Source organism: Rhabdochromatium marinum (assembly GCF_016583795.1).
Taxonomy (GTDB): domain Bacteria; phylum Pseudomonadota; class Gammaproteobacteria; order Chromatiales; family Chromatiaceae; genus Rhabdochromatium; species Rhabdochromatium marinum.
The window spans coordinates 12,729-27,923 of the sequence record NZ_NRRS01000048.1 but is presented as its reverse complement, the minus strand read 5'-3'; the positions used below and the strand labels follow the sequence as shown (position 1 = coordinate 27,923).

Below are 15,195 nucleotides of genomic sequence, written 5' to 3'. Positions count from 1 at the left end.
TCCAGTCGTCGCGTTTAAGCGCGGTGAACAAGCGCTTTTGTTCAGTTTTGTCTTGGGTGTGCCGCCAGATGCAGCGGCGCGCCTTGACCTTGGCCGATTCCATATGGGCGGTGATGTCGCCCTTGGCATCGCGCAGGGTTTCTTTCCAGGCATTGGCCGAAACGGGGAAGGCGCGGCCTGCGCGCAGCCAGGCATCGCGAATCTGGCGGTCGGACAAGCCCACGCCTTGCAACGCGCCAAAGCGCTGCCAGACCTCGGTGCGCACTTGCCCAAGACGGCGCGCCTGTTCGCGCAAGGCCGCGACCTTGCCCTTGTTTGGGCGTTTGGCGCGCAGAATCCGGGTGACTTTCATTCGCAAAGCGCCTTTGGTTGGACAGCGGAACACTCGGAAAAGTCAGCCTTGATCTCACGTTGATACTTGCGTAGCCCATACAGCCGATAAGAGAAAGTATGCACGATCGCCAACAAGTCCTCGACCATTTCCTGTTGGGGCGAGAGCGCTTCCTGATGCGAGTCGTCTTTCTGTCTGGCGCTGGAAACCCGGCAATAGACCACGACGGCGCGTTTCTCCGGAGCGCCACCCGTCAGCAGGCGCACATCCGCTTCGTCAAAATAGCGATGCCCGGACGGATGGCGCTTTGCCACGAGCTTTCCCTCGCGCTCCCAGCGCCGGATCGTCGAGGGCGCTTTCCCGATCCGTTTCGCAAACTCGTTAATGCGATATATCTTGCTCATGCAAGCAATTATAGATATTTAAAGAAAAGAATCGAGCAACTGTTGTTAGCTCTCAATGAGTTTGGACCTGAGCGGGAATGCGCTCCATCGCAAACAAACACAGCAGCCCCAGCCCCATAATGGCGCCGACCATCAGCAGTGACTCATCGAAGCGACCGGTGAGTTCGGCCAGCTCACCGGCAACCACCGGAGCAATGATCTGCGCCAGCCCATACCCAACCGTCAAACGCGCCATGATCTGTGCCGGATGCGCCGGGTAACGCACCCCGACCATGGTCAGCACCAGCGATACAATGCCGATAAAGGTCACCCCGAACAGGAGTGCGCTGCTGATGGCCGTAGTCAGAGAGCCACTGAACACCGGTAGCAGAATACCGATGAGTTGCAACAGATAAGCCAGCTGCAAGCTGCGCAGATAGCCCCAGCGCCGTGCGAGCCGATCCCAGAGCAGCGGCGCCGGCACCGCCGCCAGTCCCACCAGCAGCCACATCAAGCCGCCCTGCCCGTCCAGCGCTGGCTGCTGCTCGGTGATCAGCACCGTAAAGGTGGCATTGATCACATAGCCAAAGCCCGCGCATAGATACGCCGCTTGCAGTAACCACAGCCACAGCGGCGCCGGCTCGCCCTGCGCATGCGCGGCATCGGCACGCAACGCAATCCCCCGATTCGGCCGTGGCAGCCACCACCAGGCCGGAATCAGCAGCACCAGCCCCACGCCTGTCAGCAGCCACCACTGCCCGCGCCAATCAGCGGCGGTGTATTGAGCGGCCAGTTCCACCAGCAGTCCGCCGCACAGAATGCCCAGCCCCACGCCGCTGAAATGCAACCCCAGCTCACTGCGATGACCATGGCGAATCAGCCAATTGAGAATCAGCCCTGAGCCCAGCATCAAGCCCCCGGCGGTGCAGAGTCCCGCCAGATAACGGCTCAGCCCCCACACCAGGGCCGATTCGGCCAGCGGCATCATGGCGGTGGTCAACACCGCCAGCAGCAGACTGATGCGATACAAGCGATCCTTGAGCATCAGATCCTTCATGCGGGTAATCAGCAGCACACCGGACAGATAGCCCAGATAGTTCCAGCCCGCCAACCAACCGGCCAGCGCATCCCCCATACCCGTCTGCGGCTGCATATAGGCCAGCATGGGGGTATAAGCAAAGCGCGCCACCCCCATGGTTAGCACCAGCGCACAGATGCCCGAGGCCAGCACCAACCCGGCGCGGGGCTGCATCATCGCTCGCGATTCCAACTCAAGTCGGCTGCGGTGCCTGAGCACCGAGACCGAGCCGACGGCCGATAAACCAGCCGATGCTCGCCACCAGCGTGCAGAGCGTCATCCCCCAGGCGATATCCGCCAGCACCATTGCCAGCGGCCAGTCGGGCAGCGTGGCCCGGTTGGTCAGATCGTAGGTCATATAGGTGAAAAACCCAAAGAGCGCTCCCTGACCGGCGGCCAGTCTCAGGCGCCCGGCCGCCAGCCCGGGGCGAATGGCGAAATACTGAATACCCGCGATGAACAGACAATAAAAGATCATCGCCGCCAGCCAGTCCACCTGCGGACTCAACAGTTCACCAATCCAGTGCTGATAGGCTTCGGCCGCCACAACGCCCAGCCAGAGCATGTCAATGGCGAAAAACACTGGCACCAGCATCAGATATAGTTTCAGATGTGTGGCCATGCTCAATAACGACCGCCTGATTTCATCAGGTAATTGCGCATTTCCGCGCTCTCCAGGTTAACGCGCATCAAATTGGTGTGGGTAATGCGAAAGATCGCCCGCATGACGCGATAGACCACATTGGGATGGGTTTCGAGCAGCGACTCGAAGTCATCCGGTTCCAGGGTCAGCACCCAACTATCAGTCTCGCTGCACAGCGCCGCTTTGCGCGCCGACCCATCAATAAAGGCGCGCGTCCCGGCACATTCGCCTACGCGCATCTGATAGACAGTTTCCTCCTGCCCCCCAACATTCTTGCAGACATTGAGCCGCCCTTCGGCGAGCACAAAAAGCGTACGTCGATCTTCACCCTCGCGGACCAGAACCTTGCCCGCCGGCACCTGCTCGCTGCCCATCACGGCAGCCAGTGCCTCCCGCTCAGAATCAGTTAATTCTGCGCCTAGCGGCGATGCCGCCAACATCTGGCTATACTCGTTTGCATTCATCGTGAAAGTCCTCACAGCGCTAACAACGACTGCAATTATGAACGAAACCGCCACCATGGCAACCATAGCCGCTGAATTCCCGGCCGCCACCGGACCACCGGCGGCCGCCTGGCTCGATGCCCATCAGCAGCGACGTCAACAAGAACTCCCAACGCTTTCGCTACTCGTGGGCGCACCTGCCAGTGTCTTTCCTATCTGTTGCAGGAGATTCCGGTGCTGCTGGTGGATCGCAAAGGGGATTTATGCAGCTACGCCAATCCGCACGCCTGGGAACAGCCGCTGGCCGATCCGGCACGCCAGGCTAGGCGCAGCCAATTGCGTGACCAAATTGAGGTCGCACTTTACACACCCGGTTCGAGTGAGGGGCGTGGGCGGCCACTCAGCATCTCGATTGTTCCCGCAGGTCTGGGAAGACTGCAAGACAGTGGCGAACGTCAGCAAATCGCCCAATTCGCCGCCATGTCACTGGGCGGCATGATGGGATACAAAACCCAGGGCCTTGATTTACAGCGCATTGCCATTCTCAAAAGCGCCATTGAAGTGCTGGCGGAACTGCATCCGCAGACTTCGCCAACCATGAAACAGGCGGTGGCTCTATTCGACGAAGCCGACCTCTATCTGCCCGCGCAAACCAAGCCCGCGACCAAGGAACCCTTTGAAAACCTGCTGAAACGATCACGTTCCGCCGGTGTAGGGCTGTTTTTGGCCACGCAAAGCCCCGGTGACCTGGATTACATGCTGCGTGATCAAATTTCCACCTGGTACCTCGGCAAAATCAAGGAACAAACCGCACTCAATAAGCTCAAGCCCATGCTGAGTGAAGCCAAAACCAATGTAGCCGCAAAATTACCCAATCAGCAGACCGGCGAGTTTTACGCCATCAACAACAGCGCGGTCACCAGCCTGATGACGGATATGTCCTTGATTCAAGCCCAGCAGGTGCCCATCGAAGAGATCCTGACCCTGGCCGAACAAACAACCGGCTGATCAGCACACCCGAACGCGCGTGACCTCTTCTGCCTTGGGGTCGAATAGATGCACCGCGCAGGCGATGCAGGGGTCGAAGCTGTGCACGGTACGCAGGATTTCGATTGGCTGATGCGCATCATGCACGGCATGGCCCTTGAGCGCAGCTTCATAGGGCCCAGGCTGGTCAGCAGTGTCGCGCGGCCCGGCATTCCAGGTGCTTGGCACCACGGCCTGATAATTGGCGGTCTTGCCGTTCTCAATCACGATCCAGTGGCCCAGCGCGCCGCGCGGGGCTTCCATGTGGCCGACGCCCTGAGCTTTGGCGGGCCAGGTGGACGGATCCCACAGAGTCTCGTTGAAGGTTTTGGTATCACCAGCGCGGATGTTGGCGAGCAGTTGATCAAACCAGCCACTCATGGCGTCGCCAATGACTTTGGTTTCCAAGGTGCGCGCGGCAGTGCGGCCCATAGTGGAGTAGAGCGCATCAATGGGCAGCTCCAAGCGCGTCAGGGTGCTATCCACCAGCTCCTTGGTTTGTTCGTGTCCGGTGGTATAGAGCATCAGTACCCGCGCCAGTGGTCCCACCTCCACCGGCTTGCCGCGCCAGCGCGGTGACTTGAGCCAGGAGTACTGATTGGCGACATCGAGCTGCTGGTAGGGCGGCTCCGGGCCAGTGTAGGCAAATTCGGTCTCCCCAGCGTAGGGATGCAGGCCGGCGTCCTTCCCATCGGAGTAGTCGTACCAGGAGCGGGCGACGAATTCTTCAATCTGGTCATCGGCATGGAGATCGACCGGCTCAATATGCGAGAGGTCGCGATTCATGATCACACCGCCGGGTACCAGATAGGAGCTGGCATCGCCATAGCCCTTGGCAGGGAAATCCCCATAGCACATAAAATTGCCGATGCCTTCACCATGGCCGGGGCCGAACCAGTCTTTGTAGAAGCTGGCGATGGCCAGGGTATCCGGGATATAGACCTGATCGACGAATGCCTGCATCTGGCCGATGATGTTCCTGACCCGCTCCAGGCCGGAGACATCCAAGGCCGTGCCTGCCTGTGCGCCTGAATCAAGACTGATGGCACAGGGCATGCCACCGACCACCAAGTTGGGATGCGGGTTCTTGCCGCCAAAGACGGCATGCAACTCAGCCACCTCGCGCTGCCATTCGAGGGCGTCCAAATAGTGGGCGACGGCCATCAGATTGGCTTCGGGCGGCAGCTTGTAAGCCGGATGTCCCCAGTAACCATTGGCGAAAATGCCCAGCTGGCCGCCATCGACGAAGGTCTTGAGCTTTTTCTGCACGTCGGCGAAGTAGCCCGGCGACGAACGTGGATAACTGCTCAGAGACTGGGCCAGCTCGGAGGTGGCCTTAGGATCAGCCTGCAGCGCCGAGACCACATCCACCCAGTCCAGGGCATGCAGATGATAGAAGTGCATGACGTGATCATGCACATATTGGGCACCCACCATCAGATTGCGGATCAGCTCCGCATTGGGCGGAATCTTGTAGTCGAGCGCATTCTCGACCGCGCGCACACTGGCCAGTCCATGCACCAGGGTGCAAACCCCGCAGATGCGCTGCACGAAGGCCCAGAGATCGCGTGGATCGCGCCCCCGGCAGATGGTCTCAATGCCGCGCACCATGGTGCCGGAGGAATAGGCACTGGCAATCTGCCCGTCTTCCACCTGCGCCTCAATGCGCAGGTGGCCTTCAATGCGGGTGATGGGATCGACGACGATTCTTTGCTTCATGCGGCCATCTCCTCATCGAGTTGCTGAGCGACCAGCTCGACCAGACTCTCCACGCGCTTGTTCCAGCGGTTCTTGACGCGCCCGGCCTCGAAGTTGAGTCGGCAGCTCGCGCAACTGACCACCACCGCCTCGGCGCCGGTCTGCTCGACCTGTTGCATCTTGATGCGGAAGGATTCATCGCGCAGCCGAGTGGCGTCATCAAGCAAAAAGATGCCGGCGCCGCCGCCGCAGCACCAGTTGAACTCCTTGTTGGCTGGCATTTCGACCACATCGGCCTGCATGGCGCGCAGCACGGCACGCGGTTCCTCGAAGGCGCCGCCGCGGCGGCCAGTCTTGCAGGGGTCGTGATAGGTCACGCGCCCTTGGAGCGGGCGCAGTTTGAGCTTGCCGTGCTGGGCCTGACGACCGAGAAACTCGGAGATGTACATCATCTCAAAGGGCAGTTCACCGCCCTTAACCATGGGGTTCCAACGCAGCGCCGGATAGGCATGACCACATTCGGCAATCACCAAGGTTTTGGCGCCGAGGCGGATGGCGGCGTCAACAATCGGCGCCGAGAGCTTTTCCCACAGCGCCATATCACCCGAGAGCAGGCCAAAATTGGCGCTCTCGAAGGCATCCGAGCACAGCGTCCAGTCGATCCCAAGATGATTCATCACCTTGGCCGTCGCCAGCAGACCATTGCCATTGCCAACCAGATCCACTGCCGAACTCAGCACCAGGACGTCCGCCTGGGGCTTATCGAGTGGAACTTCCATGTCGTAATGATCGCGGATGCGCTGCACCAGCTCGATGAACTTCTCTCCCGAAGCGCCAAACACCGTGCGGCGGTATTTTTGCTCCTGATGCAGGGTCGCCAGCTCGGGCGGCACCAATTCAGCCTCGACCAGAGCACTGCGCAAGTGATGCACCAGGGAGGCGGTGTCGATGCCCATTGGGCAGACCATGGTGCAACGACCACACTCAGAGCAGGAGTCATAGGCCAGTTCTTGCAGCTCTTCGAGATGGGACAGCTTGATCTTGGGCGTGGTCAGCTTGTACCAGGCACGGAAGGGACCGATTTCGCGCTGATAGATGCGCCGATAGAGTTCCATCTTGCGCATCGGGGCGTACTTGGCCTCGCCGGTGGCCTGAAAGTAATGGCAGGCATTGGTGCACTGACCACAATGGATGCAGCTCTCCAGCCACACCGCCTCATCGGCGTTGGTCTCTTCGATCAGCACGTCGATGGCGCGGCGCACGCGCTCTTTATCCGGCAGTTTCGGCTTGGGCGCCAGCTCGCGCAGTTGGCCAATCTGCCCGGACAGGCCCTGAAACACCTGCTCGAAAGTTGGAAACAGCGGGGCTGGGGTCGATGTCGTGGTGGCAGTCATATCCGTACTCCCTTATGTGCGTAGACGATGCCGCTTTGCGCCCGTGAGAACACAAACCAGAAGGCATGCATTAACTTGCTGAATGGGAACCAGATAAAGAGCGCGCAGACGCTGAGAATATGCAGCGCGAGCAGGGTCTCGTAACGCGCACCCAGATGGCCGAAGGCCAGCAGGCCGGTTAGCAGCGGCAAAGCCACCAGCACCCAGGTGATGAAGTCACCCGTGTTCGAGCAATAGACCGCCGGTTTGCTAAGCCGACGCAGAATCATGGCCAGCAGAGAGCCCAAGGCCATGACACCGAAACCCACTCCAACCGCATTGGGCAATCCGGGCCAGGCCCATCCGGTCAGGCCGGTGATGAATTCAATATGCGGGGTCACGCCGAACACCACAATCAGCGTCGAAAGATGAAACACATAAGCCACACTGGTCTGAAACATGGTGGCGGTGGTGAACTCACCGGCAGGCCAGGACCGGCTAAAGACCGTGCGGTAGCCTTTGAAATTACCAAAGGCATCCCGGGGACGCGACAGGTCGGCGCCGCGCGTTAAGGCCAGAACCCCCAGTAGCCGCCATAGAATGCCAACGGTTAAAATAATCAGCGACCAGTGTATAGCTGGGCCGCGAGCAAACTCGAGGAGACTCATTGGGAACCATCCTCCCGAATCGGGATTTATCCGCCGTCAGGCGGTGTTTGGTGGAATGATCATCTTATGTAGCTGACGCCAGGGCACTGGCACTAATGCGCGTCGCTGTCCTGCTCGGCATGTTCCGCCGCCAGACGTTTTTTCTTGCGCTGTGCCAAGACAGCCGCCGCTGCACCGGCGGCCGCACCGCCAGCTGCGGCCAAGCCGAGCTTGGAACCGGTTTCGAAACGGCCGCGTGCGACGGATTCATAAAAACCACCGGCATCCCAAAAGCGCGGCTCGGAACAGCCCAGGCAGCCATGTCCGGACTGAATCGGGAAGCTGGTGCCCTGATTCCACTTCAGATTGGCGCAGGCGTTATAGGTCACCGGCGCCTTGCAGCCGAGCTTGTACAGGCACCAGCCCTTGCGTGCGCCTTCATCATCAAAGGACTCGGCAAACTGACCACGGTCATAGAACGGCCGACGATAGCAACGGTCGTGGATGTTCTCGCCGAAGAATGCCAGCGGACGACCGAGATGATCCGTGGGAGGCAACTGACCCAGCGTCAGGTAATGCGCAATCACCCCCGTAATCGCCAATGGCATGGGTGGGCAGCCGGGCACATTGACAATGGGTTTATCGGTGATGATCTCGCCAACTGGCACGGCGCCGGTTGGATTGGGCTCAGCCATTGGCAGGCCGCCATAAGCCGAGCAAGTGCCGATATTGATGATGGCCGCCGCGTTGGCCGCCGAGGTTTTGAGCATGTCGAGATTGCTGATCCCGGCAATGGTCGAGCAGTGCGCCCGGGTCGGCACCGAGCCATCCACCAACACCAGATACTGCCCGGCATTGGCCTCTTCCGCCTGCTCACGCGCATGCTCAGCGGCATCGCCGGCAGCGGCCTGCAGGGTGTGGTGATAGTCGAGTGAGATGAAGTTAAAGATCAGTGATTCGATGCTGGGCGCCGCAGAACGCGTCAGCGCTTCAGTGCAACCGGTGCATTCCTGAAAGGACAACCAGATCACCGATGGGCGTCGCGTTGCCGCCAAGGCTTCAGCCATAGTTGGCGCAATACTCGCTGGCAACGCCATCACCGACGCCGCTGCGGTGCAAAACCGCAAGAAATCCCGGCGACTGAACCCCTGGCTGTCAAGAACTTCACCGAGGCTGGGCGAATTTGACATGAGCGCCTCCTGTTGCGAGTTTGGGGAAAACCACGGATGCGCAAAATGCTCGGGAAAGTTCAACGGACTGTCAGCTAAGGTATAGAGCCAGGCGATAGAACCTTCATGAGCACCTTTGTGCCATCCGTGCCCGAGATGGTGATATTGAATTTAAACAAGACTCAACAATCTCGCAATCAGTCTTTTTCGTTTAGTTGACACAAATCATAAAATAGTTAAAAACCTTAAAAATCAGATAAATATAAGAATAATTTTAAATAGTAAACTGGGTAAATAAGCAACTTTTTATATTCAGAAATTCTGACAAAAGAATTTAAATTACATACTAAACAAAACCACATTCAGAGCCCCTCTGAAAAGGCATTAGTATGTACCAAAATAATAAAATCGTAGCGTGCAAAATACCTGACATCGCGCTGGCCCAAGCACCATGCAATGCAGCTACAAGCCTGAACAAGGCTGTTGACGATTAAGGGAGGAAGGAAGAAGAGGAAAAGAAGGGGGAGAGGAAAAAACAGCTTGGATTCACCGGGCCATCAGAACATCTGGCTGGCAACCCGGCAAATCTTACTGTGAAACAACACTTTCATCCTCTGGGGTGGTGATCCCCATGAGGGTTAGCGATGACACTCAGGCAAGGATTGAGTACAGCAGTACAATCGGCGCCATAGTGACGACGGCGATAGAAACAATCTCACTAAAGGTCAACTGACGAATCACTGCGATCGCTTTCATGACAGTCTCCGGAAACTGGCTAAGGTTTTACACAAGCACCTGGAAAAACAGCATCCAGCGGCTAGTCGAAGGGCTTTGAAAACTGCGCAGAGCCACATAACAACTTAACCTATCTCTAATATTAGTATATTGCGATATACCTGTAAAGCGCACCAGATCACAACATCAGCCCTGCATTAAACGCCTCGTCACCACTGCGGAAATGATGAGCAGCAAACCCGTGAGTATTAACCCGTGCGGGCAATGGCCCAGACATCGACGCGCCGCGCGCCGGCCGCTTTCAGCAGGCGTGCAAGTTCACCAACAGTAGCGCCTGTGGTGACCACGTCATCAATGATCGCCAGATGTCCGGCGGTCACCGGGTGGCGCAGCCGAAAGGCATCGCGCACATTGACCAAGCGGGCTTCGCGGGCGAGTCCCAGCTGTGGTGGTGTGGCGATCACCCGTTCCACCAGCTGCGACTCGACGTCAACGCCCAGCGCGCGCCCAAGCACCCGTGCGACCTCCAGTGACTGATTGTAGCCGCGCTGGCGCAGACGCGAGGGATGCAGCGGCACCGGCACCAGCTGTTCTGGCAAGCAGCTCTCCGACTCCCAGCGTGCGGTCTCAGCCAGGAGTTGACCGAACAGTCGCGCCAATGCCAAGCGCTGGCGAAACTTAAAATCACCCATCAGCTTGCGCACCAGACCCTGATATCGAAAACAGGCGAGACAGCGATCATAGGGCGGCGGCCGGTGCTGACACTGACCACAGATTGCGCCATCTGGCATTCCTTGCGCCAGCGGTCGTGCGCAGTGGCCGCAACTCGGCGCCAAGCCGGGTAGATCCGCCAGACAGCCCTGGCACAGATCCAGCTCGCCCCAACCCGGGGCACCGCACAGCACGCAGGTCGGCGGATAAGCGACCTCAAGCGCCAAGCGCAACAGACGCCCACCGCTGCGGCCCAAGGCCGTTGTCAACCGAGTTAGGCTCTGATGGTTGACAGCGGCGACAGCGGCTTTAAGCTTGTCAGCCTTTGCCCCGGCGCATGCAGCCGACGCTGCGACGCGTTCCGGGCCTCTGTTCACGGAATTTCCTGCCATGCCTTTGGATGTCGTCCCCCACGCGCGCCATGACTGGACCCGGCCCCAGGCCGAAGCCCTGCTCAATCAGCCTTTCAACGATCTGCTCTTTGCCGCCCAGCAGGCGCATCGCCAGCACTTCGACCCCAACCGAGTGCAAGTCAGCACCCTGCTGAGCATCAAAACTGGCGCCTGCCCGGAAGATTGCGGCTATTGCGCCCAAAGCGCCAGCCATGACACCGCGCTCGAACGCGAACGCCTGCTGGCCCTCGATGAAGTCACCGCCGCTGCGCGTGCAGCCCGCGCGGCCGGCGCCACCCGCTTCTGCATGGGAGCAGCCTGGCGCAACCCCAGCGACACCCATCTGACCCAGGTCATCGCTATGATCGAGGCCGTGCATGCCCTGGGGCTGGAAACTTGTGTCACCCTTGGCATGCTCAACCTCGCCCAAGCGCAACGCCTGAAAGACGCCGGACTCGATTATTACAATCACAATCTGGACACCTCACCGGAATTCTACGGCCAGGTGATCAGCACCCGCACCTATCAGGAGCGCCTGGACACCCTGGAGCATATCCGTGCGGTTGGTCTCAAAACATGCAGCGGCGGCATTCTGGGGATGGGAGAATCGCGCGCTGATCGTGCCGGCCTGTTGTGTCAGCTCGCCAATCTGCCAGCGCATCCAGAATCCGTTCCCATTAATCTGCTGGTCAAAATCGAAGGTACGCCTCTGGCCGAGGCACCGGAACTCGATCCGCTTGAATTTGTCCGCACGGTGGCCGCCGCGCGCCTGATGATGCCCGGCTCCTATGTGCGCCTGTCTGCCGGTCGCGAAACCATGAGCGATGAACTGCAAACCCTGTGCTATCTGGCCGGTGCCAATTCAATTTTTTATGGCGAACGCCTGCTGACCACCGACAACGCCGACGCCCAGCGCGACCGGGCGCTGTTTGAGCGCCTGGGGTTGCAGTTCGAGGCCATGCCCGAGGAAGGCCGCGATCAGCCGGGTGGCTGCTTCAAATGACCCTCACCGCCGAGCTGGCCGACCTCAGCGCCCGCCACCTCTATCGGCGCCGGCGTTGCTGCGACAGCGCCCAGGCCCCGCGCATGCAGGTCGAGGGGCGCTCGCTGCTGACCTTTTGCAGCAATGACTACCTCGGATTGGCCGGGCATCCGCAAGTGGTTCATGCCTTCCAGCACGCCGCAGACGACTTCGGCGTTGGCAGCGGCGCCTCGCACCTGATCAACGGGCACAGCCGCTACCACCAGCAGCTCGAAGAAGCGCTGGCTGACTTTGTCGAACGCCCGCGTGCCCTGCTGTTCTCGACCGGTTATATGGCCAATCTCGGCGTCATCAGCGCGCTTGCTGGACGGGGCGAGCAGATCCTCTGTGATCGGCTCAATCATGCCTCGCTGATTGATGGTGCCCGCCTCAGCGGTGCGCGCATGCGCCGCTATCGCCATCTCGACACCAGTGATCTTGAGCGCCTCCTCGGCAGCCCGGGTGCGGATACCAGCCAGCCCATCGCTCTGATCGCCAGTGATGGCATCTTCAGCATGGATGGTGACTGCGCCCCAGTGCCGGAACTCGTCGCTGCGGCACAGCGTGCTGGCGCCTGGCTGCTGATTGACGATGCACATGGACTAGGGGTAACGGGACCGGGGGGGCGCGGAACCCTGGCCAGCTTTGGACTGGATGATCAACAGGTGCCCATTCTGGTTGGCACCCTGGGCAAAGCCTTTGGCACCTTCGGCGCCTTCGTCGCCGGCTCCGAGGCCCTGATTGAAACCCTGATCCAGCGCGCGCGCAGCTATCTCTACACCACCGCCCTGCCGCCCGCTGTGGCCGCCGCCAGCTTGGCCGCCCTGGAGCTGGTGCAGCGCGAAGACTGGCGCCGCGAGCAGCTGCAAGCGCTGATCGCGCAGTTCCGTCAGGGCGCGGCGGAACTCGGCCTGCGACGCCTGGACTCCAACACCCCCATCCAACCACTGCTGGCCGGTGAGACCGCCCAGGCGCTCGACTGGAGCCAGCGGCTCGAAGCCCAGGGCCTGCTAGTGCCCGCCATCCGTCCGCCGACCGTCCCCCAGGGACAGGCGCGGCTGCGCATCAGTTTCTCGGCCAATCACCAGCCGGCCGATGTCGAGCGGCTGCTCGACGCCCTGGCCGGTCTGCCCGATCATCCGTCCCCAACCGAGACTCCAACCCCCAACAAAGCATCATGACCGCTGATCCACTTGTTCTGCTGCATGGCTGGGGCATGAACCCGGCCGTCTGGTCCGCACTGCCGTCGGCGTTGGCCGCCGGGCACCCGCGCCACCTCCTCACACTGCCCGGCCATGGCGGCCATCCCTGGCCAGATAACTGCACCACCCTGCCCGACTGGGCCGAGGCCTGTCTGGAGCAGGCACCTGAGCGCGCCATCTGGGTTGGCTGGTCCTTGGGTGGTCTGGTGGCTCTCCAGGCCGCTCGCCAGGCTCCCAAACGGGTCAGTGCGCTCATCCTAATCGGCACCACACCCCGTTTCACCCAGGCGACTGACTGGCGAGTGGCCATGCCGAGCGCCACCCTGGCGCAATTTCACGCTAGCCTGCAAGCCGATCAGGACAGCACCCTGCAACGCTTCCTGACCCTGCAAGTGCGCGGTTGCGAGCAGGCCCCGCAACGGCTGAAACAACTGCGCCAGGCGCTGGCCGGCGCCCCCGCCGCAGATCCCGAGGCACTGCGCATTGGCCTCGAACTGCTGCAAGAGGAAGACCTGCGCGGCCCACTGCCGGACATTCGCCAGCCGAGCCTGTGGCTATTTGGCGAACGTGACACTCTGGTGCCAGCCGCCCTGGCCGAACGCATTGGTATCCTGCATCCGTCGGCACAGAGCGACGTCATAGCCGGCGCCGGCCATGCGCCCTTTCTCTCCCATGCGGATGCCGTGACCGAGCGCATCCAGGCCTTTTTGGCCGGGATTGACACTTGAGCGCGCCCAAGGCCCCAGCTGAACAGATCGACAAGGCCGCCGCGCGTCGCTCCTTCGAGCGCGCCGCCAGCAGCTATGAGGCCGCAGCGGTCTTGCAGCGCGAAATCAGCCAGCGCCTGCTGGAGCGCCTGGACTATGTGCGCCTGCAACCCAATACCGTGCTGGATCTCGGCTGTGGCACCGGACTGGCACTGGATGATCTGTGCCGCCGCTATCGCGGTGCTCAGGTGCTGGCGTTGGACTTCGCCCTCGGCATGCTCGCCCAAGCCCGCCGCCGGGGCTACTGGCGCAACCGCCCGCGCGCGCTCTGCGCCGACATGGATCGCCTGCCGCTGGCCGCTGACAGCGTTGATTTGATCGTCTCCAATGCCACCCTGCAATGGTCCAATGACCTGAGCGGCTGTTTCGCCGAACTCCATCGCGTACTGCGACCCAACGGCCTGCTACTGTTCACCACCTTCGGCCCCGACACCCTGATTGAACTGCGCCACGCCTGGGCTGAGGCCGATGCGGAGGCGCATGTCGCGGAATTTCTCGATATGCATGATATTGGCGACGCCCTGGTGCATGCACGCTTTGCCGATCCGGTGATGGACTGCGAGCGCCTGACGCTGACCTATACCCAAGTGAGCGACCTGATGGCCGACATGAAAGCCCTGGGCACCCAGAACCGCTTGCAGCGCCGCCCGCGCGGCCTCACCGGGCGCGAACGGCTGCGGCGCATGACCGCTGCCTATGAGCACCTGCGCCAGGATGGTCGCCTGCCCTCCACCTGGGAGGTCATCTATGGGCTGGCGTGGATGCCAGCGCAGAAGTCTCCAGCGGCGTCGATCACCAGCATCCCGGTCAGCGCCATTGGCCGCGCTCCGAAGTCTCGTTAGCCCAGCATGAGTCGCGGCCTCTTTATCACCGGCACCGATACCGGCGCGGGCAAGACGCTGATCACCGCTGGCCTGATGCTGGCCCTGCGCGCGCAGGGGGCGCGGGTACTGGGCATGAAACCCATCGCCTCCGGCTGCGAGCACACCGCCGCCGGGCTGCGCAATGCCGATGCGCTGACGCTGCTGGAGGCGGGCAGTCAAGCAGTCCCCTATGCGCAGATCAATCCATGCGCCTTTGCAGCGCCCATCGCTCCCCATATCGCCGCCGCGCACAGCCACCAGCCCATCGACCCCGCCGCCATCAGCAAGGCCTATCGCGCGCTGAGCGCGGCGGCCGACTGGGTACTGGTCGAGGGCGTCGGCGGCTGGCATGTGCCGCTTGGCGATCAGCGCCTGGTGCGTGATCTGCCGCCGCTGTTGGGCGGTACGACGCCGCTCCCGGTGGTCCTGGTCGTGGGTATGCGGCTCGGTTGCCTGAATCATGCCCTGCTCAGCGCCGCTGCCATCGCCGCCGACGGCTGCCAACTCAGCGGCTGGGTTGCCACCCAAGTCGAACCCGAAATGCCTGCCCTGGTCGACAACATCGCCACCCTTAGGGCGCATTTGTCAGCGCCCTGCCTGGGTGTGATTCCGTATCGGGCGGCGCCGACACCCGCCTGGGTGGCCCCGCAGTTGGACGCGGCCCTGCTGGTGGCACAAAATCACTTCAATACCGTTACTTGAATAGCGTCACT

General features: G+C 61.1%; 15 protein-coding genes and 1 pseudogene. 6 read left to right on the top strand and 10 right to left on the bottom strand.

Going from position 1 to position 15,195, the window contains the following annotated elements; translation table 11 throughout:
- The 5 genes and pseudogenes from CKO36_RS13120 to CKO36_RS13100 all read right to left on the bottom strand — a co-directional run.
- Positions 1 to 352: pseudogene (locus CKO36_RS13120) on the bottom strand (RNA-guided endonuclease TnpB family protein); the annotation flags it as partial.
- A complete protein-coding gene (locus CKO36_RS13115; protein ID WP_200284509.1) occupies positions 349 to 735 on the bottom strand; it encodes a MerR family transcriptional regulator in 387 nt (128 codons plus the stop codon). The gene CKO36_RS13115 and the pseudogene CKO36_RS13120, both read right to left, overlap by 4 nt.
- Before the next feature lie 52 nt (positions 736 to 787).
- The gene (locus tag CKO36_RS13110; RefSeq protein ID WP_200284508.1) at positions 788 to 1,969 is read right to left on the bottom strand and encodes a YbfB/YjiJ family MFS transporter; all 1,182 of its coding nucleotides are present in this window, start codon (positions 1,967 to 1,969) and stop codon (positions 788 to 790) included.
- 16 nt (positions 1,970 to 1,985) lie between these two features.
- Entirely contained in the window at positions 1,986 to 2,414 is a 429-nt protein-coding gene (locus tag CKO36_RS13105) for a DUF2177 family protein (RefSeq protein ID WP_242469597.1), read from the bottom strand.
- A gap of 2 nt (positions 2,415 to 2,416) precedes the next feature.
- Complete coding sequence (locus CKO36_RS13100; RefSeq protein WP_200284506.1) at positions 2,417 to 2,899, bottom strand: Crp/Fnr family transcriptional regulator; 483 nt, start codon at positions 2,897 to 2,899, stop codon at positions 2,417 to 2,419.
- A gap of 198 nt (positions 2,900 to 3,097) precedes the next feature.
- Here CKO36_RS13100 and CKO36_RS13095 point away from each other — a divergent pair, with 198 nt between their 5' ends.
- Positions 3,098 to 3,886, top strand: a complete 789-nt coding sequence (locus tag CKO36_RS13095; protein WP_207161470.1) for an ATP-binding protein — start codon at positions 3,098 to 3,100, stop codon at positions 3,884 to 3,886.
- Here the strand turns inward: CKO36_RS13095 and CKO36_RS13090 are convergent, their stop codons facing one another.
- The 5 genes from CKO36_RS13090 to CKO36_RS13070 form a co-directional block, all read right to left on the bottom strand.
- Entirely contained in the window at positions 3,887 to 5,623 is a 1,737-nt protein-coding gene (locus CKO36_RS13090) for a nickel-dependent hydrogenase large subunit (RefSeq protein ID WP_200284504.1), read from the bottom strand.
- Complete coding sequence (locus CKO36_RS13085) at positions 5,620 to 6,996, bottom strand: (Fe-S)-binding protein (RefSeq protein WP_200284503.1); 1,377 nt, start codon at positions 6,994 to 6,996, stop codon at positions 5,620 to 5,622. The genes CKO36_RS13090 and CKO36_RS13085 overlap by 4 nt, the downstream gene beginning before the upstream one ends.
- Positions 6,993 to 7,643: a nitrate reductase gene (locus tag CKO36_RS13080; protein ID WP_200284502.1), complete on the bottom strand. Its 651-nt coding sequence runs from the start codon at positions 7,641 to 7,643 to the stop codon at positions 6,993 to 6,995. Before CKO36_RS13080 ends, CKO36_RS13085 begins: the two co-directional genes overlap by 4 nt.
- 92 nt (positions 7,644 to 7,735) lie before the next feature.
- Positions 7,736 to 8,812 (bottom strand): hydrogenase small subunit, encoded by a 1,077-nt coding sequence (locus CKO36_RS13075; protein ID WP_200284501.1) that lies wholly within the window; start codon positions 8,810 to 8,812, stop codon positions 7,736 to 7,738.
- A gap of 962 nt (positions 8,813 to 9,774) precedes the next feature.
- Complete coding sequence (locus tag CKO36_RS13070) at positions 9,775 to 10,506, bottom strand: ComF family protein (protein WP_242469596.1); 732 nt, start codon at positions 10,504 to 10,506, stop codon at positions 9,775 to 9,777.
- Positions 10,507 to 10,627: 121 nt separating this feature from the next.
- Between CKO36_RS13070 and bioB the strand changes: the two genes are divergently transcribed.
- From bioB to bioD, 5 genes are read left to right on the top strand one after another with little or no spacing between them, the layout of a single operon-like run.
- Positions 10,628 to 11,632 (top strand): biotin synthase BioB, encoded by a 1,005-nt coding sequence (gene bioB, locus CKO36_RS13065; protein ID WP_200284500.1) that lies wholly within the window; start codon positions 10,628 to 10,630, stop codon positions 11,630 to 11,632.
- Positions 11,629 to 12,831 (top strand): 8-amino-7-oxononanoate synthase, encoded by a 1,203-nt coding sequence (bioF, locus tag CKO36_RS13060; RefSeq protein ID WP_200284499.1) that lies wholly within the window; start codon positions 11,629 to 11,631, stop codon positions 12,829 to 12,831. Before bioB ends, bioF begins: the two co-directional genes overlap by 4 nt.
- Positions 12,828 to 13,580: a pimeloyl-ACP methyl ester esterase BioH gene (gene bioH, locus CKO36_RS13055; protein ID WP_200284498.1), complete on the top strand. Its 753-nt coding sequence runs from the start codon at positions 12,828 to 12,830 to the stop codon at positions 13,578 to 13,580. The genes bioF and bioH overlap by 4 nt, the downstream gene beginning before the upstream one ends.
- On the top strand, positions 13,577 to 14,461 hold the full coding sequence (gene bioC, locus CKO36_RS13050; protein WP_200284497.1) for a malonyl-ACP O-methyltransferase BioC: 885 nt from the start codon (positions 13,577 to 13,579) through the stop codon (positions 14,459 to 14,461). Before bioH ends, bioC begins: the two co-directional genes overlap by 4 nt.
- A gap of 6 nt (positions 14,462 to 14,467) precedes the next feature.
- Positions 14,468 to 15,184, top strand: coding sequence for a dethiobiotin synthase (gene bioD / locus CKO36_RS13045; RefSeq protein ID WP_200284496.1), 717 nt, complete (start codon positions 14,468 to 14,470; stop codon positions 15,182 to 15,184).
- The last annotated feature ends 11 nt before the right edge of the window (positions 15,185 to 15,195 follow it).

What these genes read in the sequence shown, in the direction of transcription:
- CKO36_RS13115 (WP_200284509.1), bottom strand. Translation starts at nt 735, where the DNA reads ATGAGCAAGATATATCGCATTAACGAGTTTGCGAAACGGATCGGGAAA.
- CKO36_RS13110 (WP_200284508.1), bottom strand. Translation starts at nt 1,969, where the DNA reads ATGATGCAGCCCCGCGCCGGGTTGGTGCTGGCCTCGGGCATCTGTGCG.
- CKO36_RS13105 (WP_242469597.1), bottom strand. Translation starts at nt 2,414, where the DNA reads ATGGCCACACATCTGAAACTATATCTGATGCTGGTGCCAGTGTTTTTC.
- CKO36_RS13100 (WP_200284506.1), bottom strand. Translation starts at nt 2,899, where the DNA reads ATGAATGCAAACGAGTATAGCCAGATGTTGGCGGCATCGCCGCTAGGC.
- CKO36_RS13090 (WP_200284504.1), bottom strand. Translation starts at nt 5,623, where the DNA reads ATGAAGCAAAGAATCGTCGTCGATCCCATCACCCGCATTGAAGGCCAC.
- CKO36_RS13085 (WP_200284503.1), bottom strand. Translation starts at nt 6,996, where the DNA reads ATGACTGCCACCACGACATCGACCCCAGCCCCGCTGTTTCCAACTTTC.
- CKO36_RS13080 (WP_200284502.1), bottom strand. Translation starts at nt 7,643, where the DNA reads ATGAGTCTCCTCGAGTTTGCTCGCGGCCCAGCTATACACTGGTCGCTG.
- CKO36_RS13075 (WP_200284501.1), bottom strand. Translation starts at nt 8,812, where the DNA reads ATGTCAAATTCGCCCAGCCTCGGTGAAGTTCTTGACAGCCAGGGGTTC.
- bioB (WP_200284500.1), top strand. Translation starts at nt 10,628, where the DNA reads ATGCCTTTGGATGTCGTCCCCCACGCGCGCCATGACTGGACCCGGCCC.
- bioF (WP_200284499.1), top strand. Translation starts at nt 11,629, where the DNA reads ATGACCCTCACCGCCGAGCTGGCCGACCTCAGCGCCCGCCACCTCTAT.
- bioH (WP_200284498.1), top strand. Translation starts at nt 12,828, where the DNA reads ATGACCGCTGATCCACTTGTTCTGCTGCATGGCTGGGGCATGAACCCG.
- bioD (WP_200284496.1), top strand. Translation starts at nt 14,468, where the DNA reads ATGAGTCGCGGCCTCTTTATCACCGGCACCGATACCGGCGCGGGCAAG.